Origin of the sequence: Alcaligenes phenolicus (assembly GCF_032063905.1) — a bacterium.
In the GTDB taxonomy this organism is placed as follows: domain Bacteria; phylum Pseudomonadota; class Gammaproteobacteria; order Burkholderiales; family Burkholderiaceae_B; genus Alcaligenes; species Alcaligenes phenolicus.
Genome location: NZ_DAMBOE010000003.1, coordinates 278,880 through 295,775 on the forward strand (window position 1 = coordinate 278,880; position 16,896 = coordinate 295,775).

General features: G+C 57.9%; 18 protein-coding genes. 4 read left to right on the plus strand and 14 right to left on the minus strand.

The window, feature by feature from the left end; genetic code table 11:
• Positions 1-72 precede the first annotated feature (72 nt).
• The 12 genes from U2949_RS07795 to U2949_RS07850 all read right to left on the minus strand — a co-directional run bounded on the left by U2949_RS07795 (position 73) and on the right by U2949_RS07850 (position 11,810).
• Complete coding sequence (locus U2949_RS07795; protein ID WP_321287023.1) at positions 73-1,050, minus strand: FecR family protein; 978 nt, start codon at positions 1,048-1,050, stop codon at positions 73-75.
• Positions 1,051-1,060: 10 nt separating this feature from the next.
• Positions 1,061-1,615: an RNA polymerase sigma factor gene (locus U2949_RS07800; protein WP_009461859.1), complete on the minus strand. Its 555-nt coding sequence runs from the start codon at positions 1,613-1,615 to the stop codon at positions 1,061-1,063.
• A gap of 3 nt (positions 1,616-1,618) precedes the next feature.
• Entirely contained in the window at positions 1,619-2,350 is a 732-nt protein-coding gene (locus U2949_RS07805; RefSeq protein ID WP_321287026.1) for an STN domain-containing protein, read from the minus strand.
• Positions 2,351-2,476: 126 nt separating this feature from the next.
• Positions 2,477-2,947: a hypothetical protein gene (locus tag U2949_RS07810; protein WP_321287028.1), complete on the minus strand. Its 471-nt coding sequence runs from the start codon at positions 2,945-2,947 to the stop codon at positions 2,477-2,479.
• A gap of 119 nt (positions 2,948-3,066) precedes the next feature.
• Positions 3,067-4,047 (minus strand): peptidylprolyl isomerase, encoded by a 981-nt coding sequence (locus U2949_RS07815; protein ID WP_321287029.1) that lies wholly within the window; start codon positions 4,045-4,047, stop codon positions 3,067-3,069.
• Positions 4,048-4,061: 14 nt separating this feature from the next.
• Positions 4,062-4,595, minus strand: coding sequence for a YbjN domain-containing protein (locus U2949_RS07820; protein WP_026483706.1), 534 nt, complete (start codon positions 4,593-4,595; stop codon positions 4,062-4,064).
• Between the two features lie 32 nt (positions 4,596-4,627).
• On the minus strand, positions 4,628-5,341 hold the full coding sequence (locus U2949_RS07825) for a hypothetical protein (protein WP_051316289.1): 714 nt from the start codon (positions 5,339-5,341) through the stop codon (positions 4,628-4,630).
• Positions 5,342-5,344: 3 nt separating this feature from the next.
• Complete coding sequence (locus tag U2949_RS07830) at positions 5,345-7,063, minus strand: putative porin (protein WP_321287031.1); 1,719 nt, start codon at positions 7,061-7,063, stop codon at positions 5,345-5,347.
• A 42-nt stretch (positions 7,064-7,105) separates the two neighbouring features.
• The gene (locus U2949_RS07835) at positions 7,106-7,825 is read right to left on the minus strand and encodes a TonB family protein (protein WP_321287032.1); all 720 of its coding nucleotides are present in this window, start codon (positions 7,823-7,825) and stop codon (positions 7,106-7,108) included.
• 19 nt (positions 7,826-7,844) lie between these two features.
• Positions 7,845-8,258: an ExbD/TolR family protein gene (locus tag U2949_RS07840; RefSeq protein WP_321287033.1), complete on the minus strand. Its 414-nt coding sequence runs from the start codon at positions 8,256-8,258 to the stop codon at positions 7,845-7,847.
• Between the two features lie 9 nt (positions 8,259-8,267).
• Entirely contained in the window at positions 8,268-10,220 is a 1,953-nt protein-coding gene (locus U2949_RS07845; RefSeq protein WP_321287034.1) for a DUF2341 domain-containing protein, read from the minus strand.
• A gap of 51 nt (positions 10,221-10,271) precedes the next feature.
• Positions 10,272-11,810, minus strand: a complete 1,539-nt coding sequence (locus U2949_RS07850) for a ShlB/FhaC/HecB family hemolysin secretion/activation protein (RefSeq protein WP_321287035.1) — start codon at positions 11,808-11,810, stop codon at positions 10,272-10,274.
• A gap of 445 nt (positions 11,811-12,255) precedes the next feature.
• On the opposite strand from U2949_RS07850, the gene U2949_RS07855 reads away from it, so the two are divergent.
• Positions 12,256-12,579 (plus strand): hypothetical protein, encoded by a 324-nt coding sequence (locus U2949_RS07855; RefSeq protein WP_321287036.1) that lies wholly within the window; start codon positions 12,256-12,258, stop codon positions 12,577-12,579.
• 141 nt (positions 12,580-12,720) lie between these two features.
• Here the strand turns inward: U2949_RS07855 and U2949_RS07860 are convergent, their stop codons facing one another.
• Entirely contained in the window at positions 12,721-13,350 is a 630-nt protein-coding gene (locus U2949_RS07860) for a class I SAM-dependent methyltransferase (RefSeq protein ID WP_021447206.1), read from the minus strand.
• A 234-nt stretch (positions 13,351-13,584) separates the two neighbouring features.
• On the opposite strand from U2949_RS07860, the gene U2949_RS07865 reads away from it, so the two are divergent.
• The 3 genes from U2949_RS07865 to U2949_RS07875 all read left to right on the plus strand — a co-directional run bounded on the left by U2949_RS07865 (position 13,585) and on the right by U2949_RS07875 (position 15,736).
• On the plus strand, positions 13,585-14,349 hold the full coding sequence (locus U2949_RS07865) for a class I SAM-dependent methyltransferase (protein WP_257722986.1): 765 nt from the start codon (positions 13,585-13,587) through the stop codon (positions 14,347-14,349).
• Between the two features lie 274 nt (positions 14,350-14,623).
• Positions 14,624-15,172: a superoxide dismutase family protein gene (gene sodC / locus U2949_RS07870; RefSeq protein ID WP_009463437.1), complete on the plus strand. Its 549-nt coding sequence runs from the start codon at positions 14,624-14,626 to the stop codon at positions 15,170-15,172.
• Between the two features lie 36 nt (positions 15,173-15,208).
• Positions 15,209-15,736, plus strand: coding sequence for a pyridoxamine 5'-phosphate oxidase family protein (locus U2949_RS07875; RefSeq protein WP_026483698.1), 528 nt, complete (start codon positions 15,209-15,211; stop codon positions 15,734-15,736).
• 90 nt (positions 15,737-15,826) lie between these two features.
• On the opposite strand, the gene U2949_RS07880 is transcribed toward U2949_RS07875, so the two are convergent.
• Positions 15,827-16,867, minus strand: coding sequence for an AbrB family transcriptional regulator (locus tag U2949_RS07880; protein WP_021447207.1), 1,041 nt, complete (start codon positions 16,865-16,867; stop codon positions 15,827-15,829).
• Positions 16,868-16,896: the final 29 nt, after the last annotated feature.

Below are 16,896 nucleotides of genomic sequence, written 5' to 3' on the forward strand. Positions count from 1 at the left end.
GATTTCGTATCCATATCTACAAGACTGGTTCTGACGAGAAATCAATCATGCCTATTTTGTTACTTTATGTAACTACGCCTGTCTTACCAGGGCAATACCACCCGCCAACTCTTGCACCCGTATGCCGGACATGGCGCGCAGCATATCCAGGGCCAAATCCATATCGCTGATGGACAAGCTCAAGTACACCGGGCGGCTCTTCAAACTATCGCTGTAAATCACGATTTTTCCGGGCCGATAGCGGTTCAATTCTTCCACTACATCGGCCAGGGGCTGGCCTTCAAAAGCCAGATAACCACGTCGCCAGGAACTGACCTGATCCAGGTTAGGGCGCTGCACCGCGTGGATGCGCTCATAGTCGTAAATCGTTTGCTGGCCCGCCTGCAAAGTGACGGTTTGACTCGCCTGTACCTGGACCTGCCCTTGCAGGCACGTCACCGTCACGTTCGTCCCCGTGTAGCGCACGTTGAACTGCGCCTGTTGCGCTTGCATGCGCCCTGGCCCAGCCTGAACGTGGAGGTGGCTGGTCGCTCCATCCAGCACACGGATTTCGACTTCGCCTTCAACAAGCTCAATGCCTGCCCCCTGGGCAGTATCACGACGGTTGATGCAAGTTTGCGTGTTCATCTGAATGGCAACGGCCTGCCCCAGTTGAATCTCACGCTGCTCGCCCACCCCTGTTCGAAAATCCGATGTCAGTTCCGTGAACGATGGCCACAAGCCCCAGGGCGGATGTACCACTCCCACCACCGCCAGGGCCGAGGCTGCAAAAGCTCCACCCATGAAGGCGCGCCGGGCCGTAAATACGGGTGGGGCAGCGGGAGCTTTCCATTCCGGCAACAAGTCTCTGGCGGCCTGCAAACCCGGCGTTACCGTGTCCATCGTTACCGTCAGCTCCTGCCAGGCCACACGATGTTCGGGACTTTGCTCCAGCCATTGCTGAAAGCTCTGCGCATCGGACTGCCGGGCACTGCCCGAATGCAGCCGCACCCACCATTGATTGGCTTGAGCACGCACGGCGTCAGACGGGGAGGAGGAAGAAAGACTCATGGGGCAAAACTTAAGCGTCGGTAAGGCTGTCAGAGACGCTGACACCCACAGCATCATTGAATTGTTCCGCGCAACGCAGACGCAGATAGTCCAGCGCGCGCATCATTTCCTTGTTCACCAGGGAAACCGAAATATTGTACTGTTTGGCGATCTGGGCATAGGTCAGACCATCTACCCGCGAAGCCATCAAAATCGTGCGCTGACGAATCGGCATGTCCTGCAGCACAGCCAGCAATTGCGCCGTCGTGATGCGCGCCCAGGCACAACGCTGGGTATCGTAGGTGTCATCGGCAATATGGCTCAAGGCGTCCAGATCCATGGCTGTCAGCAAGCTGTTGCGCTGTTTGTAGGAATCAATGGCGATATGGGTGGCCATGCGCAGCAAGTAGGCCTCGTCATTGTTCACCGATACCCCGTTGCCTACTCCCCCTATCCGTATCCAGGTTTCCTGCAAGGCATCCGCCGCATCTTCACGCGAACCTATCGTGCGTTCCAGCCGCCGACGCAAATGCGTGTAACGGGCGATCAGACTTTGGCGCAAACGGCTACGCAGAGCTTCGGACATGATCTACTTCCCGGCCTGCGCAGGGCAGTCGTCACGCACATGGCCCGAGACGGGAGCCAGCAACAGGACCAAGGGTTGCGGCAGACTGGCATCCGGTGCCACGCCCATTGCCAGTGAATCCAGCACCTGGCTGATCGCCTGATCGCGGCTGGCCTGCCCGGTCGAGCCCAACAGGTGCACGCGTTCCACTTGCCCCTGTGGGTTCAGCCACAACTGCATGGCCAGCCGGTACGCGCCGGGACGGGTCTGGGGTGATCGGCACAAGGCATTACGCACGGTCCGCTGGACTCGGGTGACATAGGCACTGTAATCATGGGCACCATCACGCACGCCCGAGATGTGACTCAGATTCAAGGGGCGCTGGCCGGTGGCCGCTTTGCCCGGCCTGCTATCGGGCAAGCGGATCACAATAGAGCGGTTATCCACGTAATAGGCTTGCAAGCCCGAACCATGCAGCAAGGAGGACAAGGCTTGCTTGCGCGTCATTTCGCCGCGTACGGCCGGCATGGGTCGCTGCGGATCGGCACCGTCCAGCAGCACAGAAAGATCAGACCGTTGCCCATACGCTTTCAAGGCCTGAGCCAAAGGCTGAGCCTGAATATCGAAAGACAAACGTTCGGAAGAATTTAGCAGGGTGTCAGCATCAGACCGGGCAACTGCGAGACTTGCACAGGCAAATAACAAGAAAGCGCCGAGTAACACCGCCACACTGATCGCCACCTGAGTCATGGTCATGCGCACGTTAATAGGTCTAGCCGCGGCGTCGGACAGTGAAACGAAAAGGGGTGAGGCGAGGCGATTGTAAAAGCCCCCAATGACAACATAGTGACAGTTCCCGCCCGCTTTACTTGCCAAGCCACCTTAGCGCAGCACCAGCCAGGGCGTAGCGCCCTGCAGGTGTTCACGCATCTGTTCCAGACTGCGCTCCAGCGCCTGAGCATCCTGGCGATAAAGATGAATCAAGGAAAACAGCGGCGAGCGGGTATCAATCAAATATTGATTCGCCCCGCTCAAGGCAGGCACACACAGCACAGGCCGGTCGGCCAACAAACGCCAGCGCAAGGTCAGGTCGCGCGTTTCTTTCAAGTTGAAATGCCAATGGCGCGAGACCTGCGCACGGCGTATCAAATTCTGGCTGACACCGACTGAATGCAGGGCCTGGTGGCTGGGGATCAGGTCTGGATGAGGCAGGCAATGGCGCAGTAAATAGGCGCACACTGCCGCCAGAGGGGAGGCATGATAGATGGCGATGGAAGAAGTTTTGGCACTGAACCACGGCGTGGCTTCATGCTGCTTTTCCCAATGCGTACTGCTGATCCGCCACAATCGCATGCCGTCCTCCTTCACCCGCCCTGCCCCTGGGTCTGCTGCCTGCTGCCTGCTGCCTGCTGCCTGCTGCCTGCAACATTCTGCATGGCACAAGCAGCCAGCATAGCCCCCAGGGTTCAAGACTATTGGGTCTGCTGCAACAACTGACTCAACACCTTGCCATCCACGCTTACCGTATCGGCATCCAGCATGCCGGCTACATAGGCCTGCGTTGCTTCCTGCTGTCGCTGACGACGCAAGGCATCACGTAGCGCCGGCTTTACTTCCTCCAGCGAACGCACGCTGGCCGGGCGCAGATCAGTCAATTGCAGAATATGCACACCATCGGCCTGCACAATCGGATCACTCAGCTGCCCCGGCTCCAACTTGGCAACCGTAGCGCGCATGGCTGGCACTAGCTGGCTCATCGGTAAAAAGCCATTATCGCCACCGCGCTCGGCACTGATTTTCTCGTCCGAATGCTCTTTGGCCAGGGCTGCAAAATCCGCCTTGCCTTCGCGCATTTGCTTGACCCAGGCATCGGCCCGTTTCTTCGCTTGCGCCAAAGCCTGTTCGTCCTTGTCCGGCACGCTTAAAAAGATCTGGCTCAAGCGATACATGGCCGGCAACTGGAACTGATCCTGATTGGCCTGATAAGCCGTTTGCAGATCCTGCTCGGACGGGTAATCCGCTGCGGGTTCAGACACGGATTGCAGATAGCTGCGCAGGATCACCTGATTCTGCGCTTCTTCAATGGCACTGCGTATCTCGGCCTTCTTGTCCCATTCCTGAGCCTTGGCCTGCTCTACCACGGCTTTCTCGGCCAGGCGACTGCGCAACCACTGCTCCAGCACCACGCGATCATTGCGCATGGCTTCACGCTGGGCAGCGGGCAAAGCCTGCAGGAACTGCTGCAACTCGTCCTGGCTGACCACCACCTGTCCCAGCGTGGCGACCGCAGGCGTCGCAGCACTGCTTTTTGCCGTCGATGCCGGAGCGCTGCTTTGTTGCACGGCAGCTTGCGGCTGCTGGGCTTGAGCATCGCCATTTTTCCCACAACCCACCAACAGGGCCGACAGGCTCAAAGCCAGCACACTTTGCAGCAGAATTTTGGGGTGTGTCATCGTACTCACCTGATTCAAGCTTGTGCCGCTTCAGTTTGTTCAGCGTCGGCAGGTGCAGTAGGCACTTGGGCTACTTCTGGCTTAGCAGCAACCGCTTCATCCTTGTCGGCACTCTTGGCTTCATTATTGGCCGCCGCATGCTGACGCAAAAACAGCAAGAATTCCTGCAACAAGCGGTCCCACAACTCAGCGGTAGCTTGCAGGTAGCTTGGTGCAACGCCACCGGCCACGATAACGTCCATTTCCAGCACCAGAAACTCGCCTTGTACCGCCAGGCGAGCAAAGCGCTTGCCAATATTCCAGGCCGATTCGATACCGGCAGGCATCTCGCCTTGAACGCGCAAAGCGCAGCTCAAGGTGTAGTCCAGTGCCTGGTCCGCCTCATGCGCAGGATTACCCAGGCGCAGCGCAAAACCAATGCCTTGCGAAGCCGACAAAAGCTGGCGATTCCCAGCCTGCTCGGACTCGGTCACGCGATAGCCCATCTGTTGCAACAGCTCCTGCAATTGCTTCAAGGAGACGGATTGGATGGTTTGGGAGTCAGTCATACATATTCCTTGTGGGTATCAATCAATAAGGCTCAGGGCGCGACAGGCGGCTGTTCCGACGTCGTGGCACCGGGCGTGTACAGGCCGTCGTAAAGCTTGTCGCCCAGCGCCTGCGCGTGCTCGTCAAACTTCACGCGTGCCGAGCCGGCCAGCGGTTGTCGGATCTTGAGCAAGTCGCCCGTGCTGAACTGTTCATACGCCGCCAGGATTTCTTTCCCGGCTGCATACAATTCCTTGTTTTTTGCCGTGCACAGCGCCAGTTCCTCTTCGCGCTGGGCCAGACTGGAAGCCAAACTGGCACGTTGCGCTTCAGTGGCACGAGCTTGCACCTGCAAGGTTTCAAACTCGTTACGCGCACGGCCTAATTGCGATTGCGCTGCCGCCACTTGCTGACGCGCAGAGGTCTTGATCCCCTCCTGCTCGTCTTGCAAGCTTTGCGCCTGCTTGCTGGCCTTGTCCAAACGGGCCTTCAGTTGCTCGACCTCCTTGCGGGCCGCATCACGTTCGGTTTCTGCGGCGGTTTTTGCCGCCGTCAGCTGCGCCTGCTGACTTTGCAACTGCTGCAATTGCTGGGTACTGGAGCGCAACTGCGTGCGCAGCCGCTCCTCCATATCCGATTTTTGTGCCATGGCTGGGCCAGCCCACTGGCCCAAACCCGCCAGCAGCAGCGCGCCCAGCGTCATGACAAAAGGTTTGCGCCCGCTTGGCTGCACACACTGCTTCCAGGATGAATTCAATATCGTCATGGCTTAGAACCTGGCGTTAAGTTCAAGCTGGATGATGTCGATAGACAGCGGCGCACCATAGACTTCCTTGGAACTGCTCCAGCGCAGATGGCCGGTTACGTTCTTCTCGAAGGCATAACCTGCGCCCAGGAAGTAGCCACGTGCATTGGTGCCACCCAAGTGGAAGGAGGAGTCGTTATAGCCATCAGGCATGGCATCCGGTTCGATGTACTTGTAGCCCGCGAAAGCCAGCCAATCGCCCTTGTCCTTCAAGCCCAGGCTACTGCCCAAGGTCGCTTGAACCATCCAGGCATTGCCGCCGCTTTCGATACCGGTCGGGTTACCGGAGGCATCGTAAGTACCGTTGGAGGCAATGTTGTACAGACCACCGGCACGATCTGCCATCTTGTTGCTGTCGTAAGCCAGGTTGCGCACGTAGTTACCGGCCAGACGCAGGTTCAGGCCATTCATGACTTCGGTGTCCCAGCGCATGTTCACGTCCAGCAAGTTGAACTTGGAGGCCAGGCCCACGTACTGCCATTCGTTCCAGTTTTTAGGGTCTGCCGACCACTGACGAATGTCACGCAAGAGGAACACGGTATTGCCCTTTTGCATGAAGGCAGGACGCGACCAGTCTGTGTCACACACATCGCTGGACGAATACAGCGTGCAGGCGCTGGAGCGTTGGCCGGCGATATTGTCAAAGTGGTAATACGCTACGCTGCCTCGCAAATTGTTTCGCTGATTGATCTTCCATTCGGCACCGATCTGCGCACCCAACAGCCACTTGTTTTCGCTGGAGCCTTCGGACAGGCTGTTGCGATCCCAGGGCGTGTTGGCGTATTCCAGCGCATAGGCACCCAGATTGCCAAAGACAGTTACTGGACGATCCGACATCGCGTGCTTGAAGGCGGCAGAAATACCGTCCACGTTCAAATCAGACGACCACAGCAGATCCGTGGAATCAAAGGGACTGGAGGCACGACCCGCCACAATGGTGGCCCAATTGGTAGGACGGTACGACAAGTAGGCCTGGTCCAGCCACAGGTGCTTCTTGCCCATGCCGTTGCCCAACGTATCGGAAGTGGACACCGGATTGTCATCGCTGCCCGTGGCCAGGCGGATACCGGCCTCCCAACGCTCGGACAGCGTCGCTTTCACACCCAGACGAGCACGGATACGCCACAGGTTACGGCGATCCTGGCGGCTGTTCAGATAGGGGATCTTCAGGCCATAAGGCTTGTTCTCGACCACGGTAGGAATGGGGCCGTTGTCGTTCCACTTCGCAAAGTTGATCAGCTCGTTGCTGTTCGCGCCATCCATCAGGCGGGACTCGTTACGCACCCGCACATCGCCTTCCACCGTGATGCGCGAAACCCAGTCCGGGAAGGTGTTGGGCTGGGCCCAGTTCTCGGCCTTGGCTTGCGACATCACTTCATTCTTCACTTCTTCGCGGATCTGCTCGCGCACAGTCTCCGGGATGTACGTGACACGCACATCACCAGGCCGGGCCTGGGCGGCACCTGCTGCACCAATATCGGCTTTGCGCGCCTGGGCGGCTTCCGCCTCAGCCTGAGCCACCAGGGCATCGGCCTGAGCCTGGGGCAAGACGCCTTGCTGCACCAGCAGACGAATCAGGTTAACGGTGGCGTTCTGGGATGGCGCCTGAGCCAGCACAGGGCCAGCGGTGCAGGTCAAGGCCAGCGCCACCGCGCAAGCCAGCCGACTAGGATGGGTTTTCATGAAAAGCGCACTCCAAATCATTCGGTCAAAAAAGGCAGACAATCAACTGGGCCTACGACCCGTTACCTGGGCTCGGATAGGCATGCTTACCGACGCCGGTGGCCGCTCGCTCAAGCGCCCGACTTCACGCAAGGCAGCTACCAAGGCCTCATCAATCTCGGTATCGCCCGAGGACTGTGCCAGGGCGACACGGGTAATGGACCCGTCTTCGGTCAACCACAACTGCACCTGAACGCGGTAGACCAAGTTGCGGGTGCGGCTGTCCTCACGCAGGATTTTTTGCAGCGCATAGGCCAGGTACTGGCTATAGGTGGCATTGCCTGCACGGCCACCGCCACTGCCACCCATGCCTCGTCCCTGTCCGGCACTGATGTTGAAACTGTCAGTACCGGCCTGGGCGTCGCTGTCCATCTGCATCGGGTCTGACAAATCGTCCGATGGCGTGGGTGGCGCTTCATCCTGCGGTTGGGACTCTTCAACCGGCGTAGGCTCGGGTTCGGGCTCCGGCTCGACCACTTCCTCTTCTTTGGGCTCTTCAGGCTCCGGTGGCGGCTCGGGTTCGGGCGGCGGAGGAGGCGGTGGCGGCAAAGGAATCAACATGGGCTCTTTGGGCACCTGGCGCTTGATCCCGGCCATGTCATTGGCCCATTTCCAGACCCACCAGCCCAGCAGCGCCACCAGCACCACAACCAGCACCTTGATGGCCAGCCGACGCCAGCGTGCGCGTTGCTTGGCTTGCGGTTTGGATGAGTTTGGCAACATCGTTAGAACACCAATTAACTTACTGAGGTTTGCCGGTCACCAGACCGACCTGGGACAGGTCCAAGCGCCGCAACACATCCAGCACTTCCACCACTTTCTGGTACTGCACAATGCTGTCGCCGCGCACAATCACCGGGAAATCCGGGTTCAAAGCTTTCTCGGTACGCAAGCGGTCTTCCAGCTCGGGCAGGGTCACCGGATAGGCATCCAGAAACACCTGGCCCGCTTCGTTCACGGAGATGGCTTTGGTTTTGGGTTGAACCAGGGACACGGTGGAACTGGCCTTGGGCAAATTCACCTGAATGCCGGAAATTTGTGCGGTGGCGGTCAGGATGAACATGACCAGCACCACCATCAGCACATCGACCAGCGGGGTAATGTTGATGCCGTCAACGGCTGCGCCGTCATCGTCGTCGTCTCGTAGGGCTGCCATGTCCGTTCCTTATGCCGAGCCAGCAGCCTGGGCATTGGCCAGATCAAGGTCAGCGCCTTGAGCCAGTGCCGCCTCGTGCTTGTCGTGTTTGTTTTTGCCGGGCGCGGTGTTCTGGCCATGAATTTCAGCCAGACGAGTCACAAACTCGTCCACAAACACACGCATGTCCGCGCTGACATCTTTATTGCGGCCAATCAGGCGGTTGTAGCCAAACAGGGCCGGAATCGCGACGAACAGACCCATGGCCGTGGCCAGCAAGGCGGCGGCCATACCGGGAGCGATGGCGTTGATGTTCACATCGCCTGCCATTGCCGTTCCCAGGAACACCACCATGATCCCCAGCACCGTGCCAAGCAGACCGATGTAAGGGCCACCGGCAATCGCGTTGGACAAGATGCCCAGACGTGCACCCAGTGCCTGATTTTCTTGTGTACGAACACCGTCCATGGAAGCACGGATGGCTTCGATGGTGTTGGGAGACAAGGCCTTCATGCCTTGGGCCTGACGGTTGTGCAGCTCTTTCACACCCATGCGATACAGGCGCCACAAAGAGGAATGAGCAAAGTTCTGTTCGGCCTTGGCATCGGTCTGTACCGCATCCAGCTTGCCGCCGGACTCACCAAATGCAGCACGGAACTGACGGTTGGCTTCTTGCACACGGCCCACCTGACGGCTCTTGCGGTACATGATGACCCAGGACTGAAACATCATGAACACCAGCACGGCGATCACAATCCAGGCGTCCAACGGGACGGCTTTCAGCAGGAAGCCCAGAGCACCAAAACCGAAGCCGGACTGCTCTTCATCCGCACCGTACGCAATCAGGCGAGACTCGGCTCCTTGTGCCAGTGCATCGGCGTAAATCAGGGCAGCAGGTCGTGCAATCTTGGACAAGCGCAGCTCGTCAATCGCACCAACAAAGGGAGCATAGTTAGCGACTGGAGCGGCGACAGGCGCTGTGGCCTCGGCACCGGCAGAGGCGGCGGCACCGGGCGTGGCACCCTCAGCGCCAGCCACTTCAGCCGCTACAGGAGCAGGCGCGGCCGGCAAGGTTCCGGGGACATCACCCCCCAAAGCGGCAACCGTGTTCAGCGGTGGCAGGCTGGCATTCAGGGAAGCCGTGGCGCGGCCCTGGACGTACAGAATCACTTGACTGCCATCGGCCGTCACGGCCAGATGTTGCCAGGTGCTGGGCGACAAGGGGGCACCGGCAGGACTGCGCTGGCCATTGATCTCAACAAAGGGCACGCCCTGGTCCAGACCGATCAGAAAGCTGCTGGCACCATCACGACGGGCATAGACCAATTGCTGGCCTTGGGGCTGATCTGCACGCACCCAGGCGCTGAAAGAAAAAGCACCGGCTGCTGGCACGGCCAGGGAAGGACTGGCAGGCAGCATCAAGGGCGCTGTACCCACAAACTGGGCTGCACGTCCGGACACGCCGTCGATCACGCCCGCTGGGGCTGTTTGAGCGTGGTTGGTGTACGCCGTGCTGTCACGCGAAGGTGCACCAGCAGCGCCATCAAAATGATAGACCAGGGTGTAGTTGGGATCGAAGGTAATCTGGCCATTGGAAGCCACCGGGGCTTTCTCGTTGCCGTAGTACATCCAGATATCCTGCTTCTGGCTGGCCATCAGCTCAGGAATATCCACCCAGATCAACGCCATGCCCATCAAGGGGTCAAAGCTCTCGATCTGATGGTTCAGCACGGTCTGGTCATCGCCGGACACAAAGCGCAGGTCCGAGCCATTTTCATTGGTGCCATCAAAGGAAAAATTGCCGGTATGCAGGCGTACCAGCAAAGGGGTACGGCCCACGTTCTCACTGATCGCGCCACCCTCGGGGGTGGTATCAACAGAAATTTGCTTGCGGTACTGCCAGTCGGGCTGCCACCAGGCCTGCGCCACGGCGGGTAGCCAGCCCACCATCATGGCGAGCATCAAAAGAAGAAGGCGTTTCATGATCGAATTACTCCGGGAACAAAATCAGGCAGATTGTTCTGGCTAAGGGGGTCAGAAGGAGGCGCGCAGGCTGAAGTGCACACGCGGATCGTGTCGTTCGGTGTTGACGCCTTGCGTCAGGGGATAAGCCCAGTCGGCATGCAGGGACAGCCAGTCAAACATTTGCAGACGCGTACCTATGCCCACACTGGCCAGATGAAAGCTGGACTCCTGCTCAGGCAAGGGGTCACGCAAGCGCAAACGTGCAACATCGCTGAAGGCGTAGAAGCGCCACTCGTTAACCGAGGGGCCAATCCAGCGGGCCAGCGAGGGGGTGCGCAGCTCAACGCTGGCCATCCAGCCATCGTCTGCACTGCGCTCGGCGGCCAGATAACCGCGCACGCTGGTCGCGCCACCGGCCGAAAATTGTTCGTTGGAAACCAGAGCGCCTGAACCAATCTGAAAGCCCACGCGGCCATAGGCCTGCCAGTCTTTGGCAAAGGTTTCGGTGTGGTTCAGATCGCCCTTGAACACCATGAAACTGGGGCTGGCCATCCAGCGCTTGTAGTCGAACTCTTCCCATTCGCTGTTCAGACCAAACAGGCTGCGGCTCGCGCCAGTCAGGGTCAGGCCGACACTGGTTTGCGAATCTTCGGTGTAGCGGTAGCCGTTATAGGCCAGCGTGAAGGGCAGATACGTCAGCGGCACGCGGTCTCTGGTCTCACCAAAACGGGTTTGCTCTTCAAAATCCTTGTAGTCCATGCCAATCGAGGCGGTGTGATACCAGGAGCCCGACTGCGGAAAGGTGTAGGTGGCATGAATGCCGTAGGACTGGCCTTTGCCCAGCACATTGGTGCCGCCAACAGTCGAGACATCGCTGTCAGACTTGTAGCCAGAGAACGCCAGGCTCCAGCGCGGGGACAGAGGCATGGTGTAGGCCGCCGACCAGACCTTGGCATCCTGCATATCACGCGGAGCGGTGAAGTAGGTCAGGGAGAAGGTATGGCCGCTTTGCCATAGATTGTCGTGGCCAAGGGTGACCATGCCGCGCAGCTTGCTGGTGTCGGCGCTGTAATCATTGTTCAAGCCCACACTGGCACTCCAAGGGCTTTTGTCGTCAACGCGCAGATCCACGTCCATGGTGCCGGGCACGCGCCCTTCTTTCACCATGGGCATGACCTGACGGCTGGCACCGCGATTGAGCTCGGCCAGTTCGGCCTGCGCCTTGCTGAAATCCGGCACCTGACCTTCTTGCAAGGACGGCACGCCGTCACGGATGGCCAGCGGCGAATAGTGTTCAGCACCGACCACGCGCACACGGCCTACCTTGGTTTCCGTGACCTGGAAAAACACCACGCCATCGGCTACGGCCTGCTCGGGCAGATCCACGTAAACCGACTGATAGCCCTGGGCGTTATAGACCTCCTGCAAGGCGTCGCGCGCTTTTTCAATATCCTCAAGGCTGCGCTCGGGGCCTAAAAAGGGGTAGACCGCTTTTTCAATGCTGCGGGCGTCCAGCACGGTATTGCCACGCACAATGTATTCATTGATGTTGACCTTGCCCTGAGCCTGCGCAAAGGCACTATGAGGCAGCAACAAAGCCAGCGCCATCACTGGCGCAGCACAAAAGGGGTGGCCCCTCCACCCGGACAAACGGACGTTGCGCCCTGAAATTTCTGCTGGCATCACGATGCTTCCGATCCTCAATCTGATGAGCGCTGTGTCTGTGTGTCCCTGCTGGGACGACACGCCGCGCGACTCGTTGACATCTAGACGCAGCAGAAATCGAAAACTCTCGCTTGTAACAAAAACTTCATAATTCTTTCTGGGCGGCGGGGGCCAAACAGGGAGACTCGTCCCCAACGGCACGATGTGCCTGCCCCCATGACAGCGGCAAAATACGCCGCCTTTGTCATGAAAACTTCACCCAGAAAAGAGAAAGCTTGCGCTAGGGTGTGTGGAACCCGAACGCCGTTACGGTGTGACTTCTTTTTATTGGCACCACCCTATGCGCCCTCTCCTTTTCTTCTTATTGTTTTTGGTTCAGGCAGGCAGCATGGCCCAAGAGAACGCGCAGCCTGAAGGCGCAAAAAGGCCCCCGTCCGATGTGTCTCCAGGCTGTGTCAGTGTGGTAGTGGATGGACAGGCGGCCCTGTCCTACGATTGCTTGAGCCAGCAAATGCAGCCCAAGGCAGGCACAGCGCCCGGCGCGCCAGGAATAGGGTCTGAAGCCATCATCCAGAAAGGCCCGAATGCGATGGGTTTGGTCAATCCAGCAACGACCAGCAATCGTATGGGCTCGAACTTCGGAACCTCGGCTTATCCGCAGCGGCCACCACGGCCTTCAGCGCCTTCGCCTTTTGCCTCGCCAAACCCCTGAGAAGTCAGGGAACCATTACAAGAACGGAGTAGATACAAAACCCCGTACAAATCGAATACGAGGGCCGATTTGTACGGGGCTTTTTCCAGCGCTTCGTCGTTTCTACCCATCCGGCAAAAACACCAAAGCCGTTTTTTTCACTTAGCTGCGCTGATACTGCAAGCAGCGCCCCTTGTAAGACACCTCCTTGCCTTCGGGCATCAAAATGGGACGATCGCGCAAGCAAACCTGTCGCACCAGCTCAAAACCGTAGCGCGACATTTCCTGAGTAAATTTATTGCGATGCCCCCGGTCCGGGTCTACCACCCAGACTTCGGCCTGCTTCTTCGCACGCTGGTCTACCAGTTGGGCTAATTGGGCGGGCGTATTCCCTTCATACAACAGGTCGCTGCCCACGATCAGGTCGTAGCGCTGCCGGGCAGGTTTCAGGCCCAGAGACGCCAGCAAATCAGGGCAGGATTGCTCCCCCCACTGTGCATGGACATACGGCAGATCGGACAAGCCATTCAAAGCCTGATTCAGCTTCAGGAAATGCGGCACCATGGGATGGCAATCGCTGGCGTGGATTTGTGCGCCACGTTTATGCATCACCAGACTGGTCAGGCCCAATCCGCAGCCCAATTCCAGAATGCTTTCATCCGCCCGAATGGGGCGGTTTTTCAGTTTGCGCGCCAGTTGAATGCTGGATGGCCATACCAGGCCAAACAAGGGCCAGACAGCCGGGCCTATGCCCAAAGACTGTGCATGCCCTAATGGGTCAGCATATTGCATGTGATCGGCCAAGGAACGAATACGTAACGATTCTCTGGGCGAGATTCGTATATGCTGGAGACGGGTTTTTAACTTGACGGGTGTAGATGAGGTCGAGCCATATAAGTCTGACATAGACTGATGATCGTCCATATCCACACAAAAAGCGAATTTTGGCTTATTTTGCTGTGGTTTAAACTATAGATAACCGAATTTAAACGAATTTTCACCCAACGCCACTGATAAGGACCGCTATTGTTCAAAGACCTGATTGAAGACCTTAACGACCATTCCATCGTGGAACCTGACATTTTTCTGGACGTGCCCTTCGTCCCCAGCGACGACCGCGTCATCGACACCATGTTGCAACTGGCCCAAACCGGGCGCAAGGACGTCTTGTATGACCTGGGCTGTGGCGATGGGCGCATTGTCATTGCGGCCGCCAAAAAGTACCACTGCACCAGCATAGGCGTCGAACTGGACCCGTTGCGCGTTGCCGATGCGATGGAGCAAGCCGGCCATGCAGGCGTGGAGTATCTGGTGGACTTTGTGGAAGAGGATCTGTTTACCGCAGACTTCAGCCAGGCCACCATCGTGACGCTGTACTTGATGGACACCATCAATGCCATCCTGCGTCCGCGCTTGTTGCAGGAACTGCGACCCGGTGCGCGCATTGTGTCGCACGCCTTTGATATGGGCGACTGGGAAGCCGACGAGATCCTGCATGTAGGCGGCATCAAAATCTACAAATGGATTGTGCCCGCGCAGGTGACAGGCGAATGGGAATGGGAAGGTCTGGACGGGACGGACTACCACTTGCAGCTCAAGCAGCGTTATCAGGATGTCAGCGGGAAAATCTGGATGAATGGCAAACCCGCTCTGCTGACTGATCTTTGTCTGTCCGGCGATTGTCTGGAACTAAGCGCACAGGCCGACGAGTCCTCGCCCGTAATCAGTTCCAATCTGTACTTCGACCATCAGGAGCTGCTGTCCGTGGAAGAGGTGGAAGCAGAGGACTGATTCCGGCTGGCCTTTTTCTTCATACTGTATCGCTTTGGCACGAAGTCAGGGCAGCGGCTTGGAACTGGCATCTAATCGTCAAGATACTTTTCAGCATGACGGAATCCAACACACAGCTTGTCGACACGTTCGGAACCACCAGCGTACCGCCCACGGTTGATCTCTTTCCGAGCCGACTTTACTGACAAAGAGAAACGTCTCTTAACTGCATGGCGCGGCTGCAATGCTAGGCTGATCTAACCTTCTGTTTTATTTCAGCAAAGGAACCAGCCTTATGCGTTTTTCTTCCTTCAAAGCGCGATGCGCAATGGTCTTGGCCACCGCAGGCGCCACCCTTGCTTTATCCGCCCCCTCACTGGCCGATGTCATCATCCCCATGAATATGGCTACCGAAAGCGGTGCTGGCGAACAGATCGGCCAGGTTAGCGTCCGTCAGACAGAGCATGGTTTGGTTTTCACGCCAGACCTGAAAAACCTGAAACCCGGTGTACATGGCTTCCATGTGCATGAGAATGCCAGCTGCGCCCCCAGCGAAAAAGACGGCAAGGTAACGCCTGCCGGAGCAGCGGGCGGCCACCTGGATCCTGCAAAAACCGGCAAGCACGGCTTCCCATGGGGCAACGGCCACTTGGGCGACCTGCCCGCCCTGTATGTACAGGCTGACGGTACCGCCAGCACACCCGTTCTGGCCCCACGCCTGAAGTCCTTGGATCAGATCAAGGGCCGCTCCCTGATGATTCACGAAGGCGGTGACAACCACTCCGACCACCCCGCGCCCCTGGGCGGCGGTGGCGGGCGCTTTGCTTGCGGGGTGATTAAGTAAGCAGTCTTAACTCTTCAACCTTCTCAAGGAGATGCCATGAACGAGACAATTGAATCTTCCTTTGAACATCTGCAAGAGATTATCAAGGACATCCGCTTTGCGATGTTCGTCACCCATGCGGCCAATGGCGAACTTCATGCCTGGCCCATGACAACCCAGAAGGCAAAAATGGGGTCGACCCAAGAGGACTATGAGCATGACAAGCTATGGTTCTTCATGTCGCGCAGCAGTGACCCGGTCAGTAATCTGACCGCCAATCCGCATGTGAACGTCAGCTATGCCGACCCTAAAAGCGACACCTATGTGTCGGTGTCCGGTATGGCCCGCGTAGTCGACTCCATGAACCAGAAAGAACGCTTCTGGAACACCATGACCGAAGCCTGGTTTGCCGAGGGTATTACCGACCCCGATCTGGCGCTGGTGTGCGTGCATATTGATAGTGCGGAGTACTGGAGCGTGCGCGAAGGCAAGCTGGCACAAGCCGGAAAAATGCTGAAAGCCACGCTGATGGGCGAGCGCCTGACCGAGATCGGCGAGCATGGCAAAGTCACGCCAGGCCGCTAACCCTCTGCCGCAAGCCACCCTTTCTTGATGCAAAAGAAAAAAGCCCGGTCAGACACCGGGCTTTTTTCATCAGGCTGATACAAACAGCCCTCAACTCAGTTTCAAGTGGCGGGCAAGACGGGTATATAAAGGTCCGGTCAACACCAACACGCAAACCATGCGCGCCACCTGAAAGGAGGTCACCATCGGCGCTCCCAATTGCAGTACTTTGGCTGTAATCGCCATCTCTGCAATGCCGCCTGGGCTGACGCCAAGCACCAGCGTGGGATAGGCAATATCGGAAAGCCTATACAGGCCATAGGCGAAAGCAAACGCCAAGCACAGATTGATCAAGTTACTAATGGCGGCAACCCCCAGATACCTGGGAGCACGACGGAAAAAGTCCGGCCCGAACTTGTCGCCCAAAGCCCAGCCAATGCACAGCTGTCCCAAGTTGGAAATTTGTATCGGCAGGCCCGACAAAATAATGTCGTTATACGTAAGAATGGCCACCACCAACAAAGGGCCTAGCACCCAAGGGTTGGGCAGACGCAAGATTTGAAAGAGGAAGCCTGCCACACTGCTTAACAGCACCAGCAGAGCCAGGCCAGGAAGGTTCAGAAAATCAGGCCGTACGACAGCTCCCGCCTGCTCCCCCGAAAAGCCCAAAGCCTCGAACGCGAAGGGAATAATCACCACGACCATCAGCACCCGCAAACCATGTGCAGAGGCGACCAGATCCGGACGTGCACCATAACGTTCCGCCAGCCCCGTCATCTCACTGGCTCCCCCTACTGCACTGGCAAACCAGGCAGTACGCAGATCCGTACCGGCATAACGGGTCAGCATGAATGTGCCTATGCAGCACAAGACCAGCGCAAACACCATGCCCATCACGATAAACAGAGCATTACTGCCAATCAGATGCACCATGGCCGGGGTGAAATACAGCCCCAGGGATGTCCCAATAACCCATTGACCTGCATTGCGCGCCAGCGGCATGCAAGCCCCCGGACTGCCTGCCATTTTGGTAGCTGCCGTCAAGATCAGGGCACCCAACATCCAGGGCAAAGGCATACTCAGCCAACTGGCCACCAGGGCACCAAGCAGGGCTACTCCAAAACCCAGAGCAATTCGAAACCAGATAGCCATAACAAAAACAACAAGGCCAGGCCGCAGCC